The organism is Streptomyces sp. WG5, assembly GCF_049974565.1.
In the GTDB taxonomy this organism is placed as follows: domain Bacteria; phylum Actinomycetota; class Actinomycetes; order Streptomycetales; family Streptomycetaceae; genus Streptomyces.
The window spans coordinates 34,949-54,273 of record NZ_JBNGGC010000001.1 but is presented as its reverse complement, the minus strand read 5'-3'; the positions used below and the strand labels follow the sequence as shown (position 1 = coordinate 54,273).

At 73.4% G+C, this 19,325-nt stretch carries 14 protein-coding genes; 12 read left to right on the top strand and 2 right to left on the bottom strand.

From position 1 onward, the window contains the following. Positions 1-529: 529 nt before the first annotated feature. The 8 genes from ACP4IX_RS00190 to ACP4IX_RS00155 all read left to right on the top strand — a co-directional run bounded on the left by ACP4IX_RS00190 (position 530) and on the right by ACP4IX_RS00155 (position 14,410). The gene (locus ACP4IX_RS00190; RefSeq protein WP_426516602.1) at positions 530-1,975 is read left to right on the top strand and encodes an ABC transporter substrate-binding protein; all 1,446 of its coding nucleotides are present in this window, start codon (positions 530-532) and stop codon (positions 1,973-1,975) included. A 4-nt stretch (positions 1,976-1,979) separates the two neighbouring features. Beyond that, positions 1,980-3,338, top strand: coding sequence for a carbohydrate ABC transporter permease (locus ACP4IX_RS00185; RefSeq protein ID WP_426516600.1), 1,359 nt, complete (start codon positions 1,980-1,982; stop codon positions 3,336-3,338). Continuing rightward, complete coding sequence (locus ACP4IX_RS00180; protein WP_426516598.1) at positions 3,335-4,252, top strand: carbohydrate ABC transporter permease; 918 nt, start codon at positions 3,335-3,337, stop codon at positions 4,250-4,252. The genes ACP4IX_RS00185 and ACP4IX_RS00180 overlap by 4 nt, the downstream gene beginning before the upstream one ends. 186 nt (positions 4,253-4,438) lie before the next feature. Then, positions 4,439-6,736 (top strand): bifunctional glycosyltransferase/CDP-glycerol:glycerophosphate glycerophosphotransferase, encoded by a 2,298-nt coding sequence (locus ACP4IX_RS00175; RefSeq protein WP_426516596.1) that lies wholly within the window; start codon positions 4,439-4,441, stop codon positions 6,734-6,736. A gap of 250 nt (positions 6,737-6,986) precedes the next feature. Beyond that, positions 6,987-9,194 carry a bifunctional glycosyltransferase/CDP-glycerol:glycerophosphate glycerophosphotransferase gene (locus ACP4IX_RS00170; protein WP_426554385.1) on the top strand — a complete coding sequence of 736 codons (2,208 nt, stop codon included), beginning with the start codon at positions 6,987-6,989 and terminating at the stop codon, positions 9,192-9,194. A 7-nt stretch (positions 9,195-9,201) separates the two neighbouring features. Continuing rightward, on the top strand, positions 9,202-11,445 hold the full coding sequence (locus tag ACP4IX_RS00165) for a bifunctional glycosyltransferase/CDP-glycerol:glycerophosphate glycerophosphotransferase (RefSeq protein WP_426516592.1): 2,244 nt from the start codon (positions 9,202-9,204) through the stop codon (positions 11,443-11,445). Beyond that, positions 11,442-12,719 carry a hypothetical protein gene (locus ACP4IX_RS00160; RefSeq protein ID WP_426516590.1) on the top strand — a complete coding sequence of 426 codons (1,278 nt, stop codon included), beginning with the start codon at positions 11,442-11,444 and terminating at the stop codon, positions 12,717-12,719. The genes ACP4IX_RS00165 and ACP4IX_RS00160 overlap by 4 nt, the downstream gene beginning before the upstream one ends. A 128-nt stretch (positions 12,720-12,847) precedes the next feature. After that, positions 12,848-14,410, top strand: coding sequence for a hypothetical protein (locus ACP4IX_RS00155; RefSeq protein WP_426554384.1), 1,563 nt, complete (start codon positions 12,848-12,850; stop codon positions 14,408-14,410). Here ACP4IX_RS00155 and ACP4IX_RS00150 read toward each other — a convergent pair whose 3' ends face one another. After that, entirely contained in the window at positions 14,411-14,824 is a 414-nt protein-coding gene (locus tag ACP4IX_RS00150; RefSeq protein WP_426554383.1) for an organic hydroperoxide resistance protein, read from the bottom strand. It abuts the gene before it with no gap. Between the two features lie 132 nt (positions 14,825-14,956). Here ACP4IX_RS00150 and ACP4IX_RS00145 point away from each other — a divergent pair, with 132 nt between their 5' ends. Then, entirely contained in the window at positions 14,957-15,427 is a 471-nt protein-coding gene (locus tag ACP4IX_RS00145) for a MarR family winged helix-turn-helix transcriptional regulator (protein WP_426554382.1), read from the top strand. A 74-nt stretch (positions 15,428-15,501) separates the two neighbouring features. Further along, positions 15,502-16,482, top strand: coding sequence for a UDP-glucose 4-epimerase GalE (gene galE / locus ACP4IX_RS00140; protein WP_426554381.1), 981 nt, complete (start codon positions 15,502-15,504; stop codon positions 16,480-16,482). 195 nt (positions 16,483-16,677) lie between these two features. On the opposite strand, the gene ACP4IX_RS00135 is transcribed toward galE, so the two are convergent. Continuing rightward, a complete protein-coding gene (locus ACP4IX_RS00135) occupies positions 16,678-17,304 on the bottom strand; it encodes a TetR/AcrR family transcriptional regulator (RefSeq protein ID WP_426554380.1) in 627 nt (208 codons plus the stop codon). 194 nt (positions 17,305-17,498) lie between these two features. Here ACP4IX_RS00135 and ACP4IX_RS00130 point away from each other — a divergent pair, with 194 nt between their 5' ends. Together ACP4IX_RS00130 and ACP4IX_RS00125 are read left to right on the top strand one after the other, a co-directional pair. Further along, a complete protein-coding gene (locus tag ACP4IX_RS00130; protein WP_426516578.1) occupies positions 17,499-18,428 on the top strand; it encodes an ABC transporter permease in 930 nt (309 codons plus the stop codon). Beyond that, positions 18,421-19,278 carry an ABC transporter ATP-binding protein gene (locus ACP4IX_RS00125; RefSeq protein WP_426516576.1) on the top strand — a complete coding sequence of 286 codons (858 nt, stop codon included), beginning with the start codon at positions 18,421-18,423 and terminating at the stop codon, positions 19,276-19,278. Before ACP4IX_RS00130 ends, ACP4IX_RS00125 begins: the two co-directional genes overlap by 8 nt. The last annotated feature ends 47 nt before the right edge of the window (positions 19,279-19,325 follow it).

Below are 19,325 nucleotides of genomic sequence, written 5' to 3'. Positions count from 1 at the left end.
CGATCTCGCCGCCGCCGTCCACGAGGCCCGGGCGCGGCGAGCCCGCGGGCACGCACTGCTCGGCGCGGGCGGGCCCGGCGGGGGCGCGGACGATGGCCGGCGTACCGCGGGGACACTCCGCGGCCTCGGCGGCAGACCCGGCGAACGGAAGGCCGGCCCGGCCTCCCCGACAGCCCGGCCCTGACGCCGCGGCCGGCGGACACGGTCACGGCCGCGCCCCGGGGAGACCGGGCCCGCGTGGGACGGTGGAGCCCTCCGGCCGGTCAGCGGCGCGCTCCCCGGGGCGGGCGGCAGCCTGCGAGCGGCCCCCGCGGCCTCACCCGGCGACCGGTCCCGGCCCCTCCGCGTGACCTCCGTGCTCCGCGGCCACGGCACGACCGCCGGACGGACACCGCCCGACGAGTCACGACGCGGTCACGATCCCCCGCTCGACAGCGGAGGCGCTCTTGCCGCCCTCACCCCCCTGGCGTACACCAGAGCCCACGGGACAGCGCCGGACGTTCGACGAGGAACGAAGAACGGGGCAGTGATGCGCACGAGCAGCACCATGCGGACACGCAGGGCCGTCAGGAAGGTCACGAGCAGGGCCGCGGGCGGGGCCACGGACAGGGCCGGGAAGAGGTCCGTCCGGGCCGCCGCCGCCCTCGCCGCGGGAGCCCTCGCGCTCTCGCTCACCGCGTGCGGCGGCGACGACGACAACGGCAGCGGCGACACGGACGGTCAGGGCGACGGCGGCAAGCAGCCGGCCGCCACCGTCACCCTCCCCCGGCTGGACGGCGAGAGCCTGGAGGTCGCCGCCGTCTGGACCGGCGCCGAGCAGGAGAACTTCAAGAAGGTCCTCGCGGAGTTCGAGAAGCGCACCGGCGCCAAGGTGACCTTCGTGCCCGCCCAGGACCCGATCATCAACTTCCTCGGCTCGAAGATCGCGGGCGGCGCCCCGCCGGACGTGGCGATGCTCCCGCAGCCCGGCGCCATCAAGCAGGCCGTGGAGAAGAGCTGGGCCAAGCCGCTGGGCACCGAGGCCACCAAGGAGCTGGCGGAGAACTACTCGCAGGGCTGGCAGGACATCGGCAAGGTCGCCGGCAAGCAGTTCGGCGTCTACTACAAGGCCGCGAACAAGTCCCTGATCTGGTACAACGCACAGGTCTTCGAGAACGCGGGCGCGGCCGAGCCCAAGACGTGGGACGAGCTGCTCACCGCCGCGCAGACGGTCTACGACTCCGGTGTCGCACCGTTCTCCGTCGGCGGCGCGGACGGCTGGACCCTCACCGACTGGTTCGAGAACGTCTACCTCTCGCAGGCGGGCCCGGAGAAGTACGACCAGCTGGCCAGGCACGAGATCAAGTGGACCGACCCGTCCGTGAAGGAGGCGCTGACCACCCTCGCCGAGATCTGGGGCAAGAAGGACTACGTGGCGGGCGGCGCGGCCGGCGCGTTGCAGACGGAGTTCCCGGCCTCGGTGACGCAGACCTTCACCGGCGGCGACCAGCCCAAGGCGGGCATGGTCTACGAGGGCGACTTCGTGCAGGTCAACATCGGCGAGACGGACGCGAAGGTCGGCACGGACGCGAAGGTGTTCCCGTTCCCGGCGGTCGGCGACACCGCGCCGGTGGTCTCCGGCGGTGACGCGGCCGTGATCCTGGAGGACTCGAAGGCGTCGCAGGCGCTGGCCACCTGGCTGGCCTCCCCGGACGCGGCGGCGATCCACGCGAAGCTCGGCGGCTACCTCTCGCCGAACAAGAACCTGGACGCGTCGGCGTACCCGAACGACGTGCAGAGGAAGATCGCCGAGGCGCTGGTCGCGGCCGGTGACGACTTCCGCTTCGACATGTCGGACCAGGCCCCGCAGGCCTTCGGCGGCACGCCCGGCAAGGGCGAGTGGAAGGCGTTGCAGGACTTCCTGAAGAACCCGAAGGACATCGCGGGCACGCAGCAGCGGCTGGAGGCGGACGCGGCCGCCGCCTACGGAGGCTGACGCGATGGCGTCGGCCACGGCGGCAGGAGCCTCCCAAGGGGCCTCACCGGGCCCTGCCGCCCCCGAATCGCGCAAGAGCGTGACCGGCACCCGCAGGACCGTGGCGGCCCTGTTCCTGCTGCCCGCCCTGGTACTGCTCGGCGCGCTCGTGGTCTACCCGATCGGGTACTCGCTGATCCGCAGCTTCTACGACCAGTCCGGCGACTCCTTCGCCGGAGTCGACAACTACCGGGCGCTGTTCACCGACGACGGCATCCGCACCGCCCTGAAGAACAACGTCATCTGGGTGGTGTTCGCCCCGACGGTCGCCACCGCGCTCGGCCTGGTCTTCGCGGTGCTGACCGAACGGGTGCGCTGGGGAACGGCGTTCAAGCTGGTCGTCTTCATGCCGATGGCCATCTCGATGCTGGCCGCCGGGATCATCTTCCGGCTGGTGTACGACCAGGACCCGGACAAGGGCGTCGCGAACGCGGTGTGGGTCGGGGTGCACGACACGTTCGCCGAGTCGTCCGCGTTCCCGAAGGCGCACCCGGGCCGCGAGTCGCCGCTGGAGCCGGCCGGCGGCGGCGCGTTCATCACCAGGCAGCCGGTGAGCGCGGGCGAGACGGTCGTCCTCCCCCTCGTGGGCGTCGCCCCGGACGTGATGCCGGACGGCGCGGAGAAGGCCGCACCTGCGAAACCCGAGGACGGGAAGATCACCGGTACCACCTGGCAGGACTTCACCCGCGGCAAGGGCGTCGGCAAGCTCAACGGCGTCGACGCGGCCGAGCTGGGCTACGCCGGGATGAAGATCGAGGCGGTGAAGGACGGCGAGGTCGTCGCGGAGACCACGGCGGCGGGCGACGGCACCTTCACGCTCCCCGCGGCGGCCGACGGGGCGCAGCTCAGGCTCCCCGCCGACAACTTCAAGGAGCCGTACAACGGCCTGGACTGGCTCGGCCCCTCCCTCGTCACCCCGGCCATCATCGGGTCGTACGTGTGGATGTGGGCGGGCTTCGCGATGGTGCTGATCGCGGCCGGGCTGGCGGGGGTGCCCCGGGAACTCCTCGAAGCGGCCCGGGTCGACGGCGCCAACGAGTGGCAGGTCTTCAGACGGGTCACGGTCCCGCTCCTCGCACCGGTCCTCGCGGTCGTCGTCGTCACCCTGATGATCAACGTGCTGAAGGTCTTCGACCTGGTCTTCATCATCGCGCCCGGTTCCTCCCAGGACGACGCGAACGTGCTCGCCCTGGAGCTGTACCGCAAGGGCTTCGCCTCGGACCAGCCGGGCATCGCCAGTGCCATCGCGGTGTTCCTGCTGCTCCTGGTCATCCCGGTGATGTGGTTCAACGTACGGCGGCTCAGGCGGGAGGTGCGGCGATGACCACGGACGCGGGCTCCCTCACGAAGACGGCGCCGGCACCACCCGGGACGGCCCGCAAGGCGAAGCGGTCGCTGGGCTCGCGGCTCGCCGAGGGCGTCAGCGGCGGGCTGGTCCGGGTGTTCCTGATCGTCGTGGGCCTGTTCTGGCTGGTCCCCACGATCGGTCTGCTGCTGTCGTCGCTGCGCACGCCCCGGGACATGGCGGCGAGCGGCTGGTGGGAGGTCTTCACCAAGCCGTCCCAGCTCACCTTCCAGAGCTACGAGGAGCTGCTGAGGAACGGCGACATCACCTCCTCCCTCCTCAACACCGTGATGATCACGGTCCCGGCGACGGTCCTGGTCGTGGTCATCGGGTCGTTGGCGGGCTACGCCTTCGCGTGGATGGAGTTCCCGGGCCGTGACTGGTGGTTCCTGGCCGTGGTCGGGCTGCTCGTCGTGCCCGTCCAGGTCGCGCTGATCCCGATCGCCGAACTCTTCGGCACGATCGGCCTGTTCGGGTCCGTCGTCGGGGTGATCCTGTTCCACGTCGGCTTCGGCCTGCCCTTCGCGGTGTTCCTGCTGCGGAACTTCTTCGCGGAGATCCCGCGAGAGCTGCTGGAGGCGGCACGGCTGGACGGCGCGGGTGAACTGCGGCTGTTCGTCCGGGTCGTGATGCCGCTGGGCGGGCCCGCGATCGCGAGCCTCGGCATCTTCCAGTTCCTGTGGGTGTGGAACGACATGCTGGTCGCGCTGATCTTCTCGGACTCCGGGAGCCAGCCGATCACGGTCGCCCTGCAGACCCAGGTACGGCAGTTCGGCAACAACATCGACGTACTGGCGCCGGGAGCGTTCATCTCCATGGTGATCCCGCTGGCCGTGTTCTTCGCGTTCCAGCGGCAGTTCGTCTCCGGCGTGATGGCGGGCGCCGTCAAGTAGCCGACAGGGAAGCACTCTTGAGGGGGCGGGCCGGACACCGGCCGGCCCCCTCTCGCGTACCGGGCTCCTCCCCGTGCACGGGGTCCCCCGAATGCCGCAGGGAACGTAACCAAGTCACTCCACCGGCCGTTCCCGGGCCGAACGCCCGCGCCGACTCCGCCGGCCCCGCCGACCCATGGATGCCCCGTGCCCAGGTTCAGTGTCATCGTCCCCGCGTACCAGGTTCAGGCGTATCTGCACGCGTGCCTGGAGTCGGTGCTGTCCCAGTCGTACCCGGACCTCGAACTGATCGTCGTCGACGACTGCTCCCCCGACGCCTGCGGCGCGATCGCCGACGAGTTCGCGGCCCGCGACCCGCGCGTACGCGCCGTGCACCTGCCCGGGAACGAGGGCCTGGGAGCCGCCCGCAACGCCGGGATGGAGCGGGCGAGCGGCGACTACCTGGTCTTCCTCGACGGCGACGACACCCTCACCCCCGACGCGCTCAGGGCCGTCGCCGACCGGGTGAAGGAGACCGGCGAACCGGACGTCCTGGTCTACGACTACGCGCGCACGCACTGGTCGGGCGAGACGGTCCGCAACCAGGCCGCCGCGCACCTCACCGAAGAGGGCCCGGCACCGTTCCGGCTCGCCGACCGGCCGGGGCTGCTCCGGCTGCTGATGGTGGCCTGGAACAAGGCGGTGCGGCGGGAGTTCGCCGAGCGCGCGGGGTTCACCTTCCCGCCCGGCTACTACGAGGACACGCCGTGGACGTACCCGGTCCTGATGACGGCCCGGTCCATCGCCACCCTGGACCGGGTCTGCGTCCACTACCGGCAGCGCCGGCGGGGCAGCATCCTGGGCACACCAAGCCCACGGCACCTCGACGTCTTCGCGCAGTACGACCGCGTCTTCGCGTTCCTGGAGTCGGCCCCGGAGCTGGAGCACTGGCGGCCGGTGCTGTTCCGCCGCATGGCCGACCACCTGACGACGGTGTTCACCCGCCCCGACCGCCTCCCCCGCTCCCTGCGCGGCGAGTTCCTGCGCCGGGCCCGCGTCCACTGCCGCCGCTACCGGGTCCCCGGCGCCCCCGCCCCGCTGCCGGTGCGCCTGCGCCACGCCCTGCTCCGGCTCGGCCTGCGCCGCACCTACGAGGCCCTGCGGCTGGCGTCGGCCCTGCGCCACCGGACGGTGAAGGGCACCGCCCAGCTGCTGCGCACCGCGCGGGCCGTCACCCTCCGCCTGCACTACCGCGTCCAGCGCCGCCTCCCCCTGCGCGCCGACCGTGCCGTCTTCGCCGGTGACGGGGACCGGGGGCACGGCTGCAACCCGGGCGCGCTGGAGGAGGCGTTCCGCAGCTTCGCGCCGCACGTGCGCACGGCGTGGGCCGCCGCCCCCGCGCACCACCACACGATCCCGCCCGGCACGCGCCGCCTGGTCCCCGGCACGGCCGCCTACTGGACGGCGCTGGCCCGCTCCCGCTACCTGGTGCACCACACCGGTTTCGACGCCGGCCTGGTCAAACGCCGGGGCCAGGTCCTGATCCAGACGCAGGCCGGAACACCCCTCAAGCACATGGGCCTGGACCTCCAGGAGCGCCCGGCCGCCGCGGCCGGCACCGACTTCGCCCGGCTGCTGCGCGACGTCGACTCCTGGGACTACGTCGTCTCCGCCAACCGCCACTCCACCCTGACCTGGGAACGCGTCCACCCCGGCGGCTACACCACGCTGGAGTGCGGCCAGCCCCGCACCGACGTCCTCCAGCGGGCGACGGCCGCGGACGTGGCGCGGCTGCGCGAGAGCCTCGGCATCCCCGAGGGCACCGTCGCGATCCTGTACGCGCCCACCCACCGCGACTACCGCCGCACCCAGCGCGTCGCCCTGGACCTGGAGCGCGTCATCACCCGTCTCGGCCCCCGCTTCATGGTGCTGGCCCGCGCCCATCCCCGGCACGGCGGTCCGCTCGCCGAGTCCCGGGGCCGCGTCCTCGACGTCAGCGGCCATCCCCGGGTGGAATCGCTCTGCCTGGCCTCGGACGCCCTCGTCACCGACTACTCGGCGCTGATGTTCGACTACGCGGGCCTGGACCGGCCGATCGTGCTCCACGCCGACGAGCCGGAGGCGTACGAGGCGGCCCGCGGCACCTACTTCGACCTGCGCTCCTTCCCGCCGGGCGCGATCGCGCGGGACGAGGACGAGCTGATCGACGTCTTCGCCGGCGGCCACTGGTGCGGACCCCGGTCCGACCGGCTGAGGGCCGCCTTCCGCGAGCGGTTCTGCCCGTACGACGACGGCCGCGCCGCGGAGCGCGTCGTACGCCGGGTGGTGCTCGGGGAGACGGACCTGCCGCCCGTCGTGCCGCTCGCCGAGCGCCGGCCGGCGCCCTCCTCCCCCGTTCTCGGCCTCGCCCGAGCGGGGGGTCCCCCGTCCGCGGCCCTCACCCGCACCCCGCTGGCGACCGTGCCGAAACCCGCCGGGCTCCGCACCGTCACCGACAGCCTCTGACCGCCGTTTGTCCTCTGGGAGTCCGTATGCCCCGCACCTCGTCGCGGCCCACTCCGACCCGGCCGCCCACCTGGCGGCCGACGGGACGGCCGGGCCGCCGGCCGGCGGGGGCGGCGGGGGGTGACGTCCGCCGGACGGGCAGCTTCCGTCCGGCGGAGGGCTCCCGTCCGGCGGAGGGCTTCCGTCGGACGGGGGGCTCCCGTCGGACGGACGGCTCCCGTGCGACCAGGAGAACGAGAGAAAGAGCAGCATGCCCCGCTTCAGCATCATCGTCCCGTCCCATGGGGTCGCGGGGCGGCTGTCCCAGGCGCTGGACTCGGTCCTCGCCCAGTCCTTCGGCGACTTCGAGCTGATCCCCGTCCACGACGCCCCCGACCGCGCCGAGGCGGACGTCGTGGCGGAGCGCGCCGAGCGGGACTCCCGGGTGGCGCCCGTGCACTCGCCGCCGTCGGCCGGGCTGGCCGGGGCGCGCAACACCGGGATGCGGGCGGCGACCGGCGCGTACCTGCTGTTCCTCGACGGCGACGACGTCCTCGTGCCGGGCGCGCTGGCGGCGCTGGACGCGCGGCTGGCGGACACCGGCGGCGTCGACGTGCTGTACGTCGGACACGAGCGGGTGCCCTGGTGGGAGGGCGAGGCGACCCATCCGGCCGCCCCGCTGCTGGCCAAGGCCCCGGACGGTGTCTTCGCCCCGGGCCGCGCCCCGCACCTCACCGGCGTGCGGCTGCCCGCGTGGAGCGCGGTGTACCGCCGTACCTTCCTCGCCGAGCGGCGCCTGGCGTTCCCCGACGGGCACTTCACGGACATCGGCTTCGGCGCCCTCGTCGCGGCGCGCGCCGAGCGGGTGGCGGTGCTGCGCTCCGTGGTCGTACGGCATCTGGTGCGGCGGCAGGGCAGCCGGCTGAACCTGCCCGGCGAGCACCACGCCGACCTCCTCGACCAGGCCGAACTGGCGCTCGCGCACGCCACCGAACGGGGGCTGCCGGCCGAGCGGCGCGGTCCGCTGTTCGAGGAGCTCTTCGCCATGATCCTGAAGACCGCCACGCATCCCCGGCGTCTGACGCGCCGGGGGCGCCGCGCCTTCTTCCGCCGGGCGAGCCACCTCTACCGGCGCCACCGCCCCGCCGGTTTCGTGCCTCCGGGCGGCCGGCTCGGCGTGCAGCACCGGCTGCTGGCGTCCGGGTCGTACGCCGCCTTCCGCGCCCTGCGCGCCGCGAACCGGGCGGCGGCCGGCGTCCTGCGTCACCTGCCGCGCCCGCACGGACTGCGCACCCGCCTGCGCTACCGCCGCCGGCTGCGCCGCCCGCTGGACCCCCACCTCGTCGTGTACTGCGCCTACTGGGGCCGCGGCTACGCCTGCAACCCGGCGGCGATCCACGCCAAGGCCCGCGAACTCGCCCCGCACCTGCGGTCGGTGTTCCTGGTCGAGCCGGACCAGGCGCACACGGTCCCCGAGGACGTCGACCACGCCGTCATCGGCAGCCCGCGCTACTGGGACGTGCTCGCCCGCGCCACGTACCTGGTCAACAACGCCAACTTCGCGGACGACGTCGTCAAGCGGCCCGGCAGCGTGCACCTGCAGACGCAGCACGGCACCCCCCTGAAGACGATGGGCGTCGACCAGTCGACGTACCCCGTGGTGGCCGCGGCCAGCGGCAGCTTCGCCAAGCTGCTGGGCCGCGTGGACCGCTGGGACTACAACCTGTCCTCCAACCGCCACTCCACCCAGACGTGGGAGCGCGCCTTCCCCGGCTCCTACGAGCAGCTGGAGTACGGCTATCCGCGCAACGACGTCTACTGCACGGCGACCGCCGGCGACGTCGCCCGCGTCCGGCGCGAGCTGGGCGTCCCCGAGGGGGCGACGGCCGTGCTGTACGCGCCCACGCACCGGGACTACGAGGCCGGTTTCGGCACTGGCGGCCTGGACCTGGAGGCGTTCTGCGAGGCGGCCGGCGAGGACGTGGTGGTGCTGCTGCGCGCCCACTACTTCTACGACCGGGGTGGTGCGCGGAGCACCGGCCGGGTCATCGACGTCACCGCGCACCGCTCCTCCGAGGACGTGTGCCTGGCCGCCGACGCGCTGGTCACCGACTACTCGTCGATCATGTTCGACTACGCCAACCTGGACCGGCCGATCGTCGTGTACGCCGACGACTGGGACGTCTACCGGGAGACCCGCGGCGTCTGCTTCGACCTGATGGCGGCGCCGCCCGGCCCGGTGGTGCGGACGCCCGAGGAACTGGCCCGCGTCTTCGGCGACGGCTCGTACGCGGGGCCGGAGTCGGCGGCGCTGCGGGCGGCGTTCCGGGAGCGGTTCTGCGAGTTCGACGACGGCCGGGCCGCCGAGCGCGTCGTACGCCGGGTGCTGCTCGGCGAGCCGCCCGAGGCCCTGCCGCCCGTGACCCCGCTCGCGGAGCGCGTCCCCGCCCCCGCCGCCGCCACCTTCGCAAGGAGCTGACTCCGCAGTGCCCCGCTTCAGCGTCATCATCCCCTGCTTCAAGGTGCAGGGCTTCCTGCGCGAGTGCCTCGACTCGGTCCTGGACCAGTCCTACCGGGACATCGAGGTCGTCGCCGTCGACGACTGCTCGCCGGACGGCTCGGGCGCGATCCTCGACGAGTACGCCGCCCGCGACGAGCGGGTGCGCGTGCTGCACCTGGAGGAGAACGCCGGCCTCGGCCGGGCCCGCAACGCCGGTATGCCGCACGCCACCGGCGACTACCTCTTCTTCCTCGACAGCGACGACACGCTCACCCCGGGCGCCCTGCGCGCGATGGCCGACCGCCTGGCGGAGACGGCCGACCCGGACGTCCTGGTCTTCGACTACGCGCGCACCTACTGGTGGGGAGGCACCCGGCGCAACGTGCTGGCCGGGGTGCTGGCGGAGGCCGGCGACGGCACCTTCACCGCGGCCGAACACCCCGGGATCCTCGACCTGCTGATGGTGGTGTGGAACAAGGTCTACCGGCGCGACTTCGTGGAGCGGGAGGGCTTCACCTTCCCGCCGGGCTACTACGAGGACACGCCCTGGACCTTCCCGGTCATGTTCAGCGCCGGGCGGATCGCCACGCTGGACCGCATCTGCCTCAACTACCGGCAGCGCCGCCAGGGCAACATCCTGTCCACCACCAGCCGCAAGCACTTCGACGTCCACGCGCAGTACGAGCGGGTCTTCGCGTTCCTCGACGCCCGCCCGCACCTGGCCCGGTGGCGGCCGTTCCTGCACACCAAGATGGGCGAGCACTGCCTGGACATCCTGTCCAAGCCGGACCGGCTGCCCCCGGGCGACAGGGCCGAGTTCTTCCTCCGCACCGCCGAGATGTTCCGCGCGTACCGGCCGGAGGGCGCCGAGGTCCCGGCCGAACTGCGCGTCCTGGACTGCGGGGCCCTCGGGTACGCGGCCTACCGGCTGCGGCGGCAGTCCGGGAGGGCGGGCCGGGAACTGGCGCGGCGGGCGCGGCGGGCGCAGGAAGCGGCCGGCGGGGGTCTGGGGCGGGTGCGCGGCGCGGTGAACATCCGCCGTCCGCTGGATCCCGGCCTCGTCGTCTACTCGGCCTTCTCCCACCGGGGGGTGCTCGGCGACCCCGCGGCGATCCACCGCAAGGCGCGCGAGATCGCCCCGCACCTGCGCGGGGTGTGGGTGGTGCGCGACGAGGAGTGCGCGGCGGACAGGGCCGTGCTGCCGCCGGACACCGAACACGTGGTCCTCGGCAGTGCGGCCTACCGCCGGATCACCGAGCGGGCCACGTACTTCGTCAACAACGTCAACTGGCCCGGTGCCGTGGCCAAGCGGCCCGGCAGCGTCCACATCCACACCCACCAGGGCACCCCGCTCAAGTACATGGGCGCCGACCTGCTGGACAGGCCCGGTGCCCGGCACGGCCTGGACGTGCCGCAGATGCTGCGCCGGGCCGACCGCTGGGACTACAGCCTGGTCGCGAGCCGGTACGCGGAACGGGTGTGGGAGCGGGCGTACCCGTGCCACTTCACCTCGGTGCGCACCGGCAGTCCGCGCAACGACGTGCTGGTGGGCGCCGCCCCGGAGGACGGCCGCGCGGTCCGCGAGCGGCTCGGCGTCCCCGACGGCCACACCCTCGTGCTGTACGCGCCGACCCGCCGTGAGTACCGGCGCGGCGGGCACGTCGACCGGATCGACCCGGCCCGTCTCGCCGCCGACCTCGGGGACGGCCACACCCTGGTGGTGCGGCTCCATCCGTCCCTCGCCACCGGGCCGGCGCGCGGCATGGGCCTGTCGGAGCTGCACCGGCGGGGCGTCCTGGTCGACGCGACCGACGAACCGCACGTCGAGGAGCTGATGCTCGCCTCCGACCTGCTGATCACCGACTACTCCGCCCTGATGTTCGACTACGCCCTCCTGGACCGGCCGATCGTGATCCACGCCGACGACTGGGGCGCCTACGCGGCGAGCCGCGGCGCCTACTTCGACATCACCGCCGAGGCGCCGGGTCACGTGTCCCGCTCCTACCGGGAACTGGCGTGGCTGCTGGACTCCGGTGCGTGGCGGGACGAGGAGGCGGCACGGCTGCGGTCCGCGTTCCGGGCACGGTTCTGCGAGTACGACGACGGGCGGGCCGCCGAGCGGGTGGTCCGGACGCTGATGCTGGGCGAGGCGATGCCCGCCCCCGGGGCCCTGCACGTCCCCGGTGCCCGCGCCGTGCCGGACGGCCGCGACGTGCTGACCTCCCCGTGAGGCCGCGCACCTGGGTGCTCGTCCTGGCCGCGGTGTTCGCCCTGCTCCAGCTCGCGAACGTCACCGGCCGGGCCACGCCCGACTCCAAGAACTACCTGTCGTACGCGCTGAGCCTCGGCGGTGGGAGCGAGCGCGCGGTGGCGGCGGCCACCATCGACTACGCGTGCGCGAGCGAGGCGTCGGCGGCCCGCCGCGACCAGAGCGTGCACGTGGTCCGTTTCCATCGCCCCGACCCCACCGGACCGGTCATGGCCGCGTGCCGGGAGCGGGAGTGGCGTGCGGTGGAGCCGCGGCTGGCGGCCGGGACGGCCGGCGGGCACACCACGCCGTTCATGCCGGAGCGCTTCATGCGGATCTTCGAGGTGCGGCCCGGTTACCCGGTGTTCCTGGTGCCGTTCGTCACGGCCTTCGGGGTGACGTGGGGTCTGTGGGCGGCGGGCGTCGTCATCGCGTGTGCGGGCGGCGTCCTCGCCTTCCTGGTCCTGCGCACGCTGTCCGTGCCGGTACCGGTCGCGCTGACCGGGCAGGCGCTGTACTACGTGCTGCCGTGCGGGACGACGGCCATGCGCCCGATGGCCGAGGGGCTGCTGATGGCGCTGACCCTGGCGGCGGTGTGGGGCTGTGCGCTGGTGCTGCGGGCGGGGCGTGCGCGGGCCGGGCTCGCCCTGGTCGCCGGGTCGCTGCTCGCGCTGTTCACGGTCAAGCACTCGCAGGCGCTGTTCCTCGGGCTGTGCCTGGCGGCGGCGGGCGCGCTGATCGCCCTGCGACGGCACCGGCGGGGCCGGCCACCGGGCCGGGAGGTGCTGTCGCTCACGGCGATCGGCCTGGCCGGCGTCGTCGTCACGCTGACCCTGGCGCGGCTGCTGCACTACCCCTCCGAGACCGACAGTCTGCAGGACCTGCTCACCGACCACTTCGCCCGGCCCGACCGGGAGCGGCCGTGGGCGGAGTTCTGGCAGTTGCAGGGCAACTTCTGGGTGGAGTGGCTGCGCCGGCAGGCGCGGGAGCCGCTGTTCGTCGCGGCCCTGGCCGCCGGGGCGTGGGGTGCGCTGCGGCGCGGGGGCGCGGCCGGCGGCTTCCTGGCCGCGGCTGCGTTCACCGGGATCCTCACCCAGGCGGGGCATCCGGACATCAACATCTGGGGTGAGCGGCTGATCGTGCTGGCGTGGCTGCTGCCGGTGGTGGGGGTGCCGCTGCTGCTGGAGCCGGGGGTGCGGCGCCGGGTGGCGCTGCCCGCGCAGGGGCGTGCCGGCCGGGCTCGCGCGCCCCGGTGATCCGCGCTCCGGGCGTCACTCGGTTCCGCACACCGGGCGTCACTCGATGAGGTGAACCGGGGTCATTTCACTGACCTCAACGGGAACATACGGCAAATGCCCCGAATGTCCCACCTTTCACCCCTTCCGTGAGTGCCGGCGTCGCCGTCCGGCGGTCCGTGCGCGGCGCGACGGCGCTGCGCGGCGGCCGCGCCTGGCGCCCCACCCCGTACCAGGCCGCCGGCTTCCTGTTCTTCCTGCTGATGTCACTGGCGTACTGGGCGGTGCCGCTGTGCTGCGACGCCGGCCAGCACGCGGCCGTCGTGGAGCGCCTGAGGGCCGACCTCCTGAACCCCCGCCACCCGATGGCCGACCTGCCGGGCGCGGGAAGCGCCTACTACTCGCCGTACGCGGTGGCGCAGGGCCTGTTCGCCCGGCTGACCGGGCTGGGCGGCTGGGAGGTGGTGCGGCTCACCGGACCGGTGAACCTGCTGGTACTGCTGACCGGCCTGGGCCGCTTCGTACGGGTCCTGACCCCGCGGCCGTGGGCGCCGGTGCTGGCGCTGGGCGCGATGACGCTGCTGTGGGGCACCGAGCGGGCCTGGTGGAGCGGCTATCTCGGGCTGATGTCGATGACGGGAAACCTCGGCTACCCGTCGGCGTGCGCGATCGGGCTGACGTTCTGGGCCTGGGCGCTGACCGGGGCGCGGGCACGGGACGCGCGCCGGGTGCGGTACGTGGGGCCGAGCGGACTGCACGGCCTGCCCGGGTACGCGGCGCTCGGCCTCCTCTACGGCCTGGTCCTCCTCGTCCACCCGATCACGGCGGTGGCGGCTGCGCTCGGCGCGGTGGCGCTGGTGACCGGGTGGCAGCGCGGGTGGCGCGGGGCGGTCGCCGGGCGGTGGGCGCTGACGGGCGCCGTGGCGGCGGCGTCGGCGGCGGCGTGGCCGTACTTCGACGTGTTCGCGCTGGCCGGCGACGACAGCGTGGACGGGATGCACCGGATCCTGTACCTGCACCTGCCCGGGGAGTTCTGGCTGGCGCTGCTCGGGCTGCCGGCGCTGTGGCTGCGCGGACGCCGGTCACCGTCGGATCCGCTGGTGCTGATGTGCGCGCTGGACTGCGCGGTGGTGGCGTACGGCTGGTTCAGCGGCCACTACACCTACGGCCGGATCCTCGGGCTCACCCTGGTGCCGCTGCAGTTCGCCCTGGCGGTGGAGCTGGCGGCGCCCCGGCCGTGGGGGCGGTGGCGCGCGGCACTGGGCTGGACCGCGGCCGCGGGGGCGCTGCTGGGGTTCCTCACCGTCCATGCCGGGGCGGTCGTGCCGCGCGCGCTGGACCCGGTCGGCTTCGAGCAGCCGCCCCACTGGCCGACGTACGAGTGGGCGGCCCGGCACATCGGCCCCGGCGAGGTCGTGATCACCGACGGCTACTACGCCGGGCACGCCATCGCCGGGTACGGGCCGAACCTCGCGGCGCCCGCCTGGCCGGATCCGTCGCTGGACGAGGCGGAACGCCGGCGGCGGGTGGCCGACGTCGAGGCCTACCTCGCGCCCGGCTCGACCCGCGCCGAGCGCGCCGCCGTCGTCCGCCGCCACCACGTCCGCTGGCTGCTGCTGACCCGCTGGCAGCCGGTGCCCGAGGAGGCGGTGGTGGTGGCGTGGAGCGAACGGACGGGAGAGGTGCTGGCGCGGGTCGGGGCCCGGGGCTGACTACTCGATGACGAGGTCGACCGGGATGTTGCCGCGGGTGGCGTTGGAGTAGGGGCAGACCTGGTGGGCCTGCTCGACCAGCGTGCGGCCGGTCTCCTCGTCCACGCCCTCGGGCAGCTCGACCCGGAGGGTGACGGCGAGCGCGAAGCCCTCGCCCTGCTTGCCGATGCCGACCTCGGCGGTCACCGCGGCGTCGCTGACGTCGACCTTCGCCTGCCGGCCGACGAGGCCGAGGGCGCTGCCGAAACAGGCGGCGTACCCGGCGGCGAACAGCTGCTCGGGGTTGGTGCCCTGCCCGTTGCCGCCCAGCTCCACGGGGGCACCGAGCGCGAGGTCGAGCTTGCCGTCGGAGCTGACGGCGCGGCCGTCGCGGCCGTGGGTGGCGGTGGCGGCGGCGGTGTAGAGCGCGTCCATGGGAAAACCGTCCCTCTCGAGGAATTGCGGGGGTGCGGAGTCGGGAAGAGGTTCCGACGACGCCAAGTAGAGCACACAATTCAGTTGTGCACAATTCAGTGACGGGCAAAGACCGTCGGTTAGGCTGAAGGCATGACCACGCCCGCAACGGACTGGCTCCGCCTCGACCAGCAGATCTGCTTCTCGCTCAACGCCGCCTCGCGCGCCTTCAACGGCGTCTACCGCGTGGTCCTCAAGGAACTGGGCCTCACCTACCCGCAGTACCTGGTGATGCTGGTGCTGTGGGAGCACGGGGAGCTGCCGGTGAAGAAGCTCGGCGAGCACCTGCGGCTCGACTCCGGCACACTCTCGCCCCTGCTCAAGCGGCTGGAGACGGCCGGTCTGGTCCGGCGGGAGCGCAGCGCGCGGGACGAGCGGTCCGTGGAGGTGCGGCCGACCGCACAGGGCGCGGCGCTGCGCGAGCGGGCCCGCGAGGTACCGCGCCGGATCGCCGCGGCGACCGGCCTGGACCTCGCGGAGATCCAGGAACTGCGCTCGCGCCTCGACCGGCTCACGACCTCCCTGGACGCGTACGTCCCGAAGTCCCCCTCCGCCCCGTCCTGACGGGTACGGTGCCCACCGGGCACCGAATGCCGGATCATGGCTACCGACGACCACTGACGAGGGGACGGCCACACATGACCTGGCTGATCACCGGCGGCGCCGGTTACATCGGGGCGCACGTCGTACGGGCGATGACCGAGGCGGGCGAGAAGGCGGTCGTGTACGACGACCTGTCCACCGGCATCGCCGAGCGCGTGCCCGACGGCGTCCCCCTGGTGGTGGGCTCGGTCCTCGACGGCGAACGGGTCGCGCGCGCCCTCACCGGCCACTCCGTCACCGGCGTCGTACACCTCGCGGCGAAGAAGCAGGTCGGCGAGTCGGTGGACCTGCCGCTGCACTACTACCGGGAGAACGTCGAGGGCCTGCGCGTCCTGCTGGAGGCGGTCACCGCGGCCGGCGTGCCGTCCTTCGTCTTCTCCTCCTCCGCGGCCGTGTACGGCATGCCCGACGTCGACCTGGTGACGGAGGAGACACCGTGCCTGCCCATGTCGCCGTACGGCGAGACCAAGCTGGCCGGTGAGTGGCTGGTCCGCGCCACCGGCCGGGCGGCAGGCCTGTCCACGGCGGCGCTGCGCTACTTCAACGTGGCGGGCGCGGCGAGCCCGGAACTCGCCGACACCGGCGTCTACAACCTCGTCCCGATGGTCTTCGAGAAGCTGACGGAGGGCGCCGCGCCGCGCGTCTTCGGCGACGACTACGCGACGCCGGACGGCACCTGCGTCCGCGACTACATCCACGTGGTCGACGTGGCCGAGGCCCACGTCGCCGCGGCCCGCGCCCTGACGGCCTCCCCCGGGCGCGCCCTCACCCTCAACATCGGCCGGGGCGAGGGCGTCTCCGTCCGCGAGATGATCGACCGCATCAGCACCGTCACCGGCCACGACCACCCGGCGACGGTCACCCCCCGCCGCCCCGGCGACCCGGCCCGCGTGGTCGCCTCGGCCGACCGGGCCTCGGTGGAACTGGGCTGGAAGGCCAAGTACGACGTCGACGACATGATCGCGTCCGCGTGGGCGGGCTGGGTCCGGCTGCACCCGGGGGCGGCGCGGGACTGAGCACGACCGGGGCCGGGTGCCGCCCGCCGGCCCCGGCGCTCGGACACCACGACCGGGGCCGGGTGCCGCCCGCCGCCGGCCTCGGCGCTCGGGCCCACGACGGGCCGCCACACGCGGAGGGCGCGCACCTCCACGCCGGGAGCGCGCCGGCAGTACGGGTCCTCGTCGGGGATCCGTCCTGCCGGCGGCGCGCGCTCACAACGCCTTGAGCCCCTCCGCCGTGGCCCGCGCCAGCGCCCCCAGGTACTCCTTGGGCAGCTTCGGGCTGCGGACGACCACCGAGCGCCAGTACAGCGGGCCCGAGATCAGGTCGAGGGCGAGGTCGGTGTCGGCGGCGGGGCTGAGCTCGCCCCGTTCCGCAGCCGCCGAGAGAATCTTGCTGGCGACGCCGTCCTGCCCCTCCCGCAACGTCTTCTGCAGGGCTTTCGCGATGTCGGGATTGCGGGCCGCCTCCGCCTGGAGGTCGGGGATGACCTGCGAGGCCACCGGGTGGCGCAGGGCACGGGACGTCACCTCGTACAGCAGCCGCAGGTCGCCCTCCAGGGACCCGGTGTCGGGCGCGGGCAGGCCCTGCACGGCGAGTGCGGAGACGATGTCGAGCACCAGGTGCAGCTTGGAGCGCCAGCGCCGGTAGACGGCCGTCTTGCCGACGCCCGCACGGCGCGCGATCCCCTCGATGGACATCCGCGCGTAGCCGACCGCCACGAGTTCCCCGATGACCGCCGCCCGGATGGCCTCCGTCACGTCCTCGCGGAGCACGGCCGCCCCGGCGGGGGCCCGGCGGCGCGGGCGCGGCTGCGGCTCGTCGGCGTTGGTCGTCATGCGAGCCAAGCATAGGGGCGTGACGACGGAACGGTTGCGTTCCGACGTCGTCACGCCCTACGCTCGCGAGACGACGATACGGTCCCGTCCCGACGTAAGTGAACGCACAAGGTCACCCAGGTGAACAGCACACACGTCACCCGGGTGGACGACGGGCGCCCCCCACCCCTCCCCTCGAGCTGAAAGCAGCGGATGTGAGTCAGGCCCTCCACACACCGCCCTCGAAAGCGGCCCCGGCCGCCCCCGCCGCCGACCACGACCTCGCGGCCCTCGCCGCCCGCCACGGTCTGTCGGTCAGCGGCGCCCGCCCGTCCCTGCCCGCGTACGTCCGCCAGCTGTGGGCACGCCGGCACTTCATCACCGCCTTCGCCACCGCCAAGCTCACCGCCCAGTACAGCCAGGCCAAACTGGGTCAGGTCTGGCAGGTGATGACGCCCCTGCTCAACGCGGCGGTGTACTACTTCATCTTCGGCATGCTGATGAACACCAGCCGGGGCGTGGAGGACTTCGTCCCGTTCCTGGTCACCGGCGTGTTCGTGTGGACGTTCACGCAGAGCTCGATCATGGCGGGCACCAAGGCCATCTCCGGCAACCTCGGTCTCGTGCGCGCCCTGCACTTCCCGCGGGCCGCGCTGCCGGTCTCCTTCTGCCTCCAGCAGCTCCAGCAGCTGCTGTTCTCGATGGCCGCGCTGCTCGTGATCCTGCTCGCCTTCGGCGTACCGCCCGCCGCCTCCTGGGTGCTGGCGGTCCCGGCCCTGGTCCTGCAGTTCACGTTCAACACCGGCGTGTCGCTGCTCATGGCCCGGGTCGGCTCCAAGATCCCCGACGCCGCCCAGCTGATGCCGTTCCTGCTGCGCACCTGGATGTACGCCTCCGGCGTCATGTTCAGCATCGACCACATGACCGGCCCCGACAGCGGCCTGCCGTCCTGGGTCGGCACCGCGCTCCAGCTCAACCCCGCCGTCGTCTACATCGACCTGATGCGCTTCGCCCTGATCGACACCTTCGACGGGAGCCACCTGCCGCCCCACGTGTGGGCGCTCGCGACGGGCTGGGCGCTGCTCGCCGGGATCGGCGGCTTCATCTACTTCTGGAAGGCCGAGGAGACGTACGGTCGTGGCTGACAACACCCCCAGCAACCAGGCGGACGAACGCGTCCCCACCGTCGTCGCCGACGGCGTCGACATCGTCTACCGGGTCAACGGCACCGGCGCCGGCCGCGGCTCCGCGACCGCCGCCCTCCACCGCATCCTGCGCCGCGGGAAGGCCGAGAAGGCGGCGGGAGTACGCCGGGTGCACGCCGTGAAGAACGTGTCCTTCGTGGCGTACCGGGGCGAGGCCATCGGCCTGATCGGCACCAACGGCTCCGGCAAGTCGACCCTCCTCAAGGCGGTCGCCGGCCTCCTCCCGGTGGAGAACGGCCGCATCTACACCGACGGCCAGCCCTCCCTCCTCGGCGTCAACGCGGCCCTGATGAACGACCTCACCGGCGAGCGCAACGTGCACCTCGGCGGCCTGGCGATGGGCATGTCCCGGACGCAGATCAAGGAGCGCTACCAGGAGATCGTCGACTTCTCCGGGATCAACGACAAGGGCGACTTCATCACCCTGCCGATGCGCACGTACTCCTCCGGCATGGCGGCCCGGCTGCGCTTCTCCATCGCCGCCGCCAAGGACCACGACGTCCTCCTCGTCGACGAGGCGCTGGCCACCGGCGACCGCTCCTTCCAGAAGCGCTCCGAGGAACGCATCCGGGAGCTGCGCCAGCACGCCGGCACGGTGTTCCTGGTCAGCCACAGCAACAAGTCCATCCGCGACACCTGCGACCGGGTGCTGTGGCTGGAGCGCGGCGAGCTGCGCATGGACGGGCCCACGGAGGAGGTCCTGAGGGAGTACGAGAAGTTCACCAACACTCCGGACAAGGGGGCGAAGCCCAGGCCCGCCCCCGCACCCGGGGCGAAGACGGCCGTCTGAATCCTCCCCTTCCGCAGGGGTCCCGGCTCGTGCCGCCTCCTGGAGCG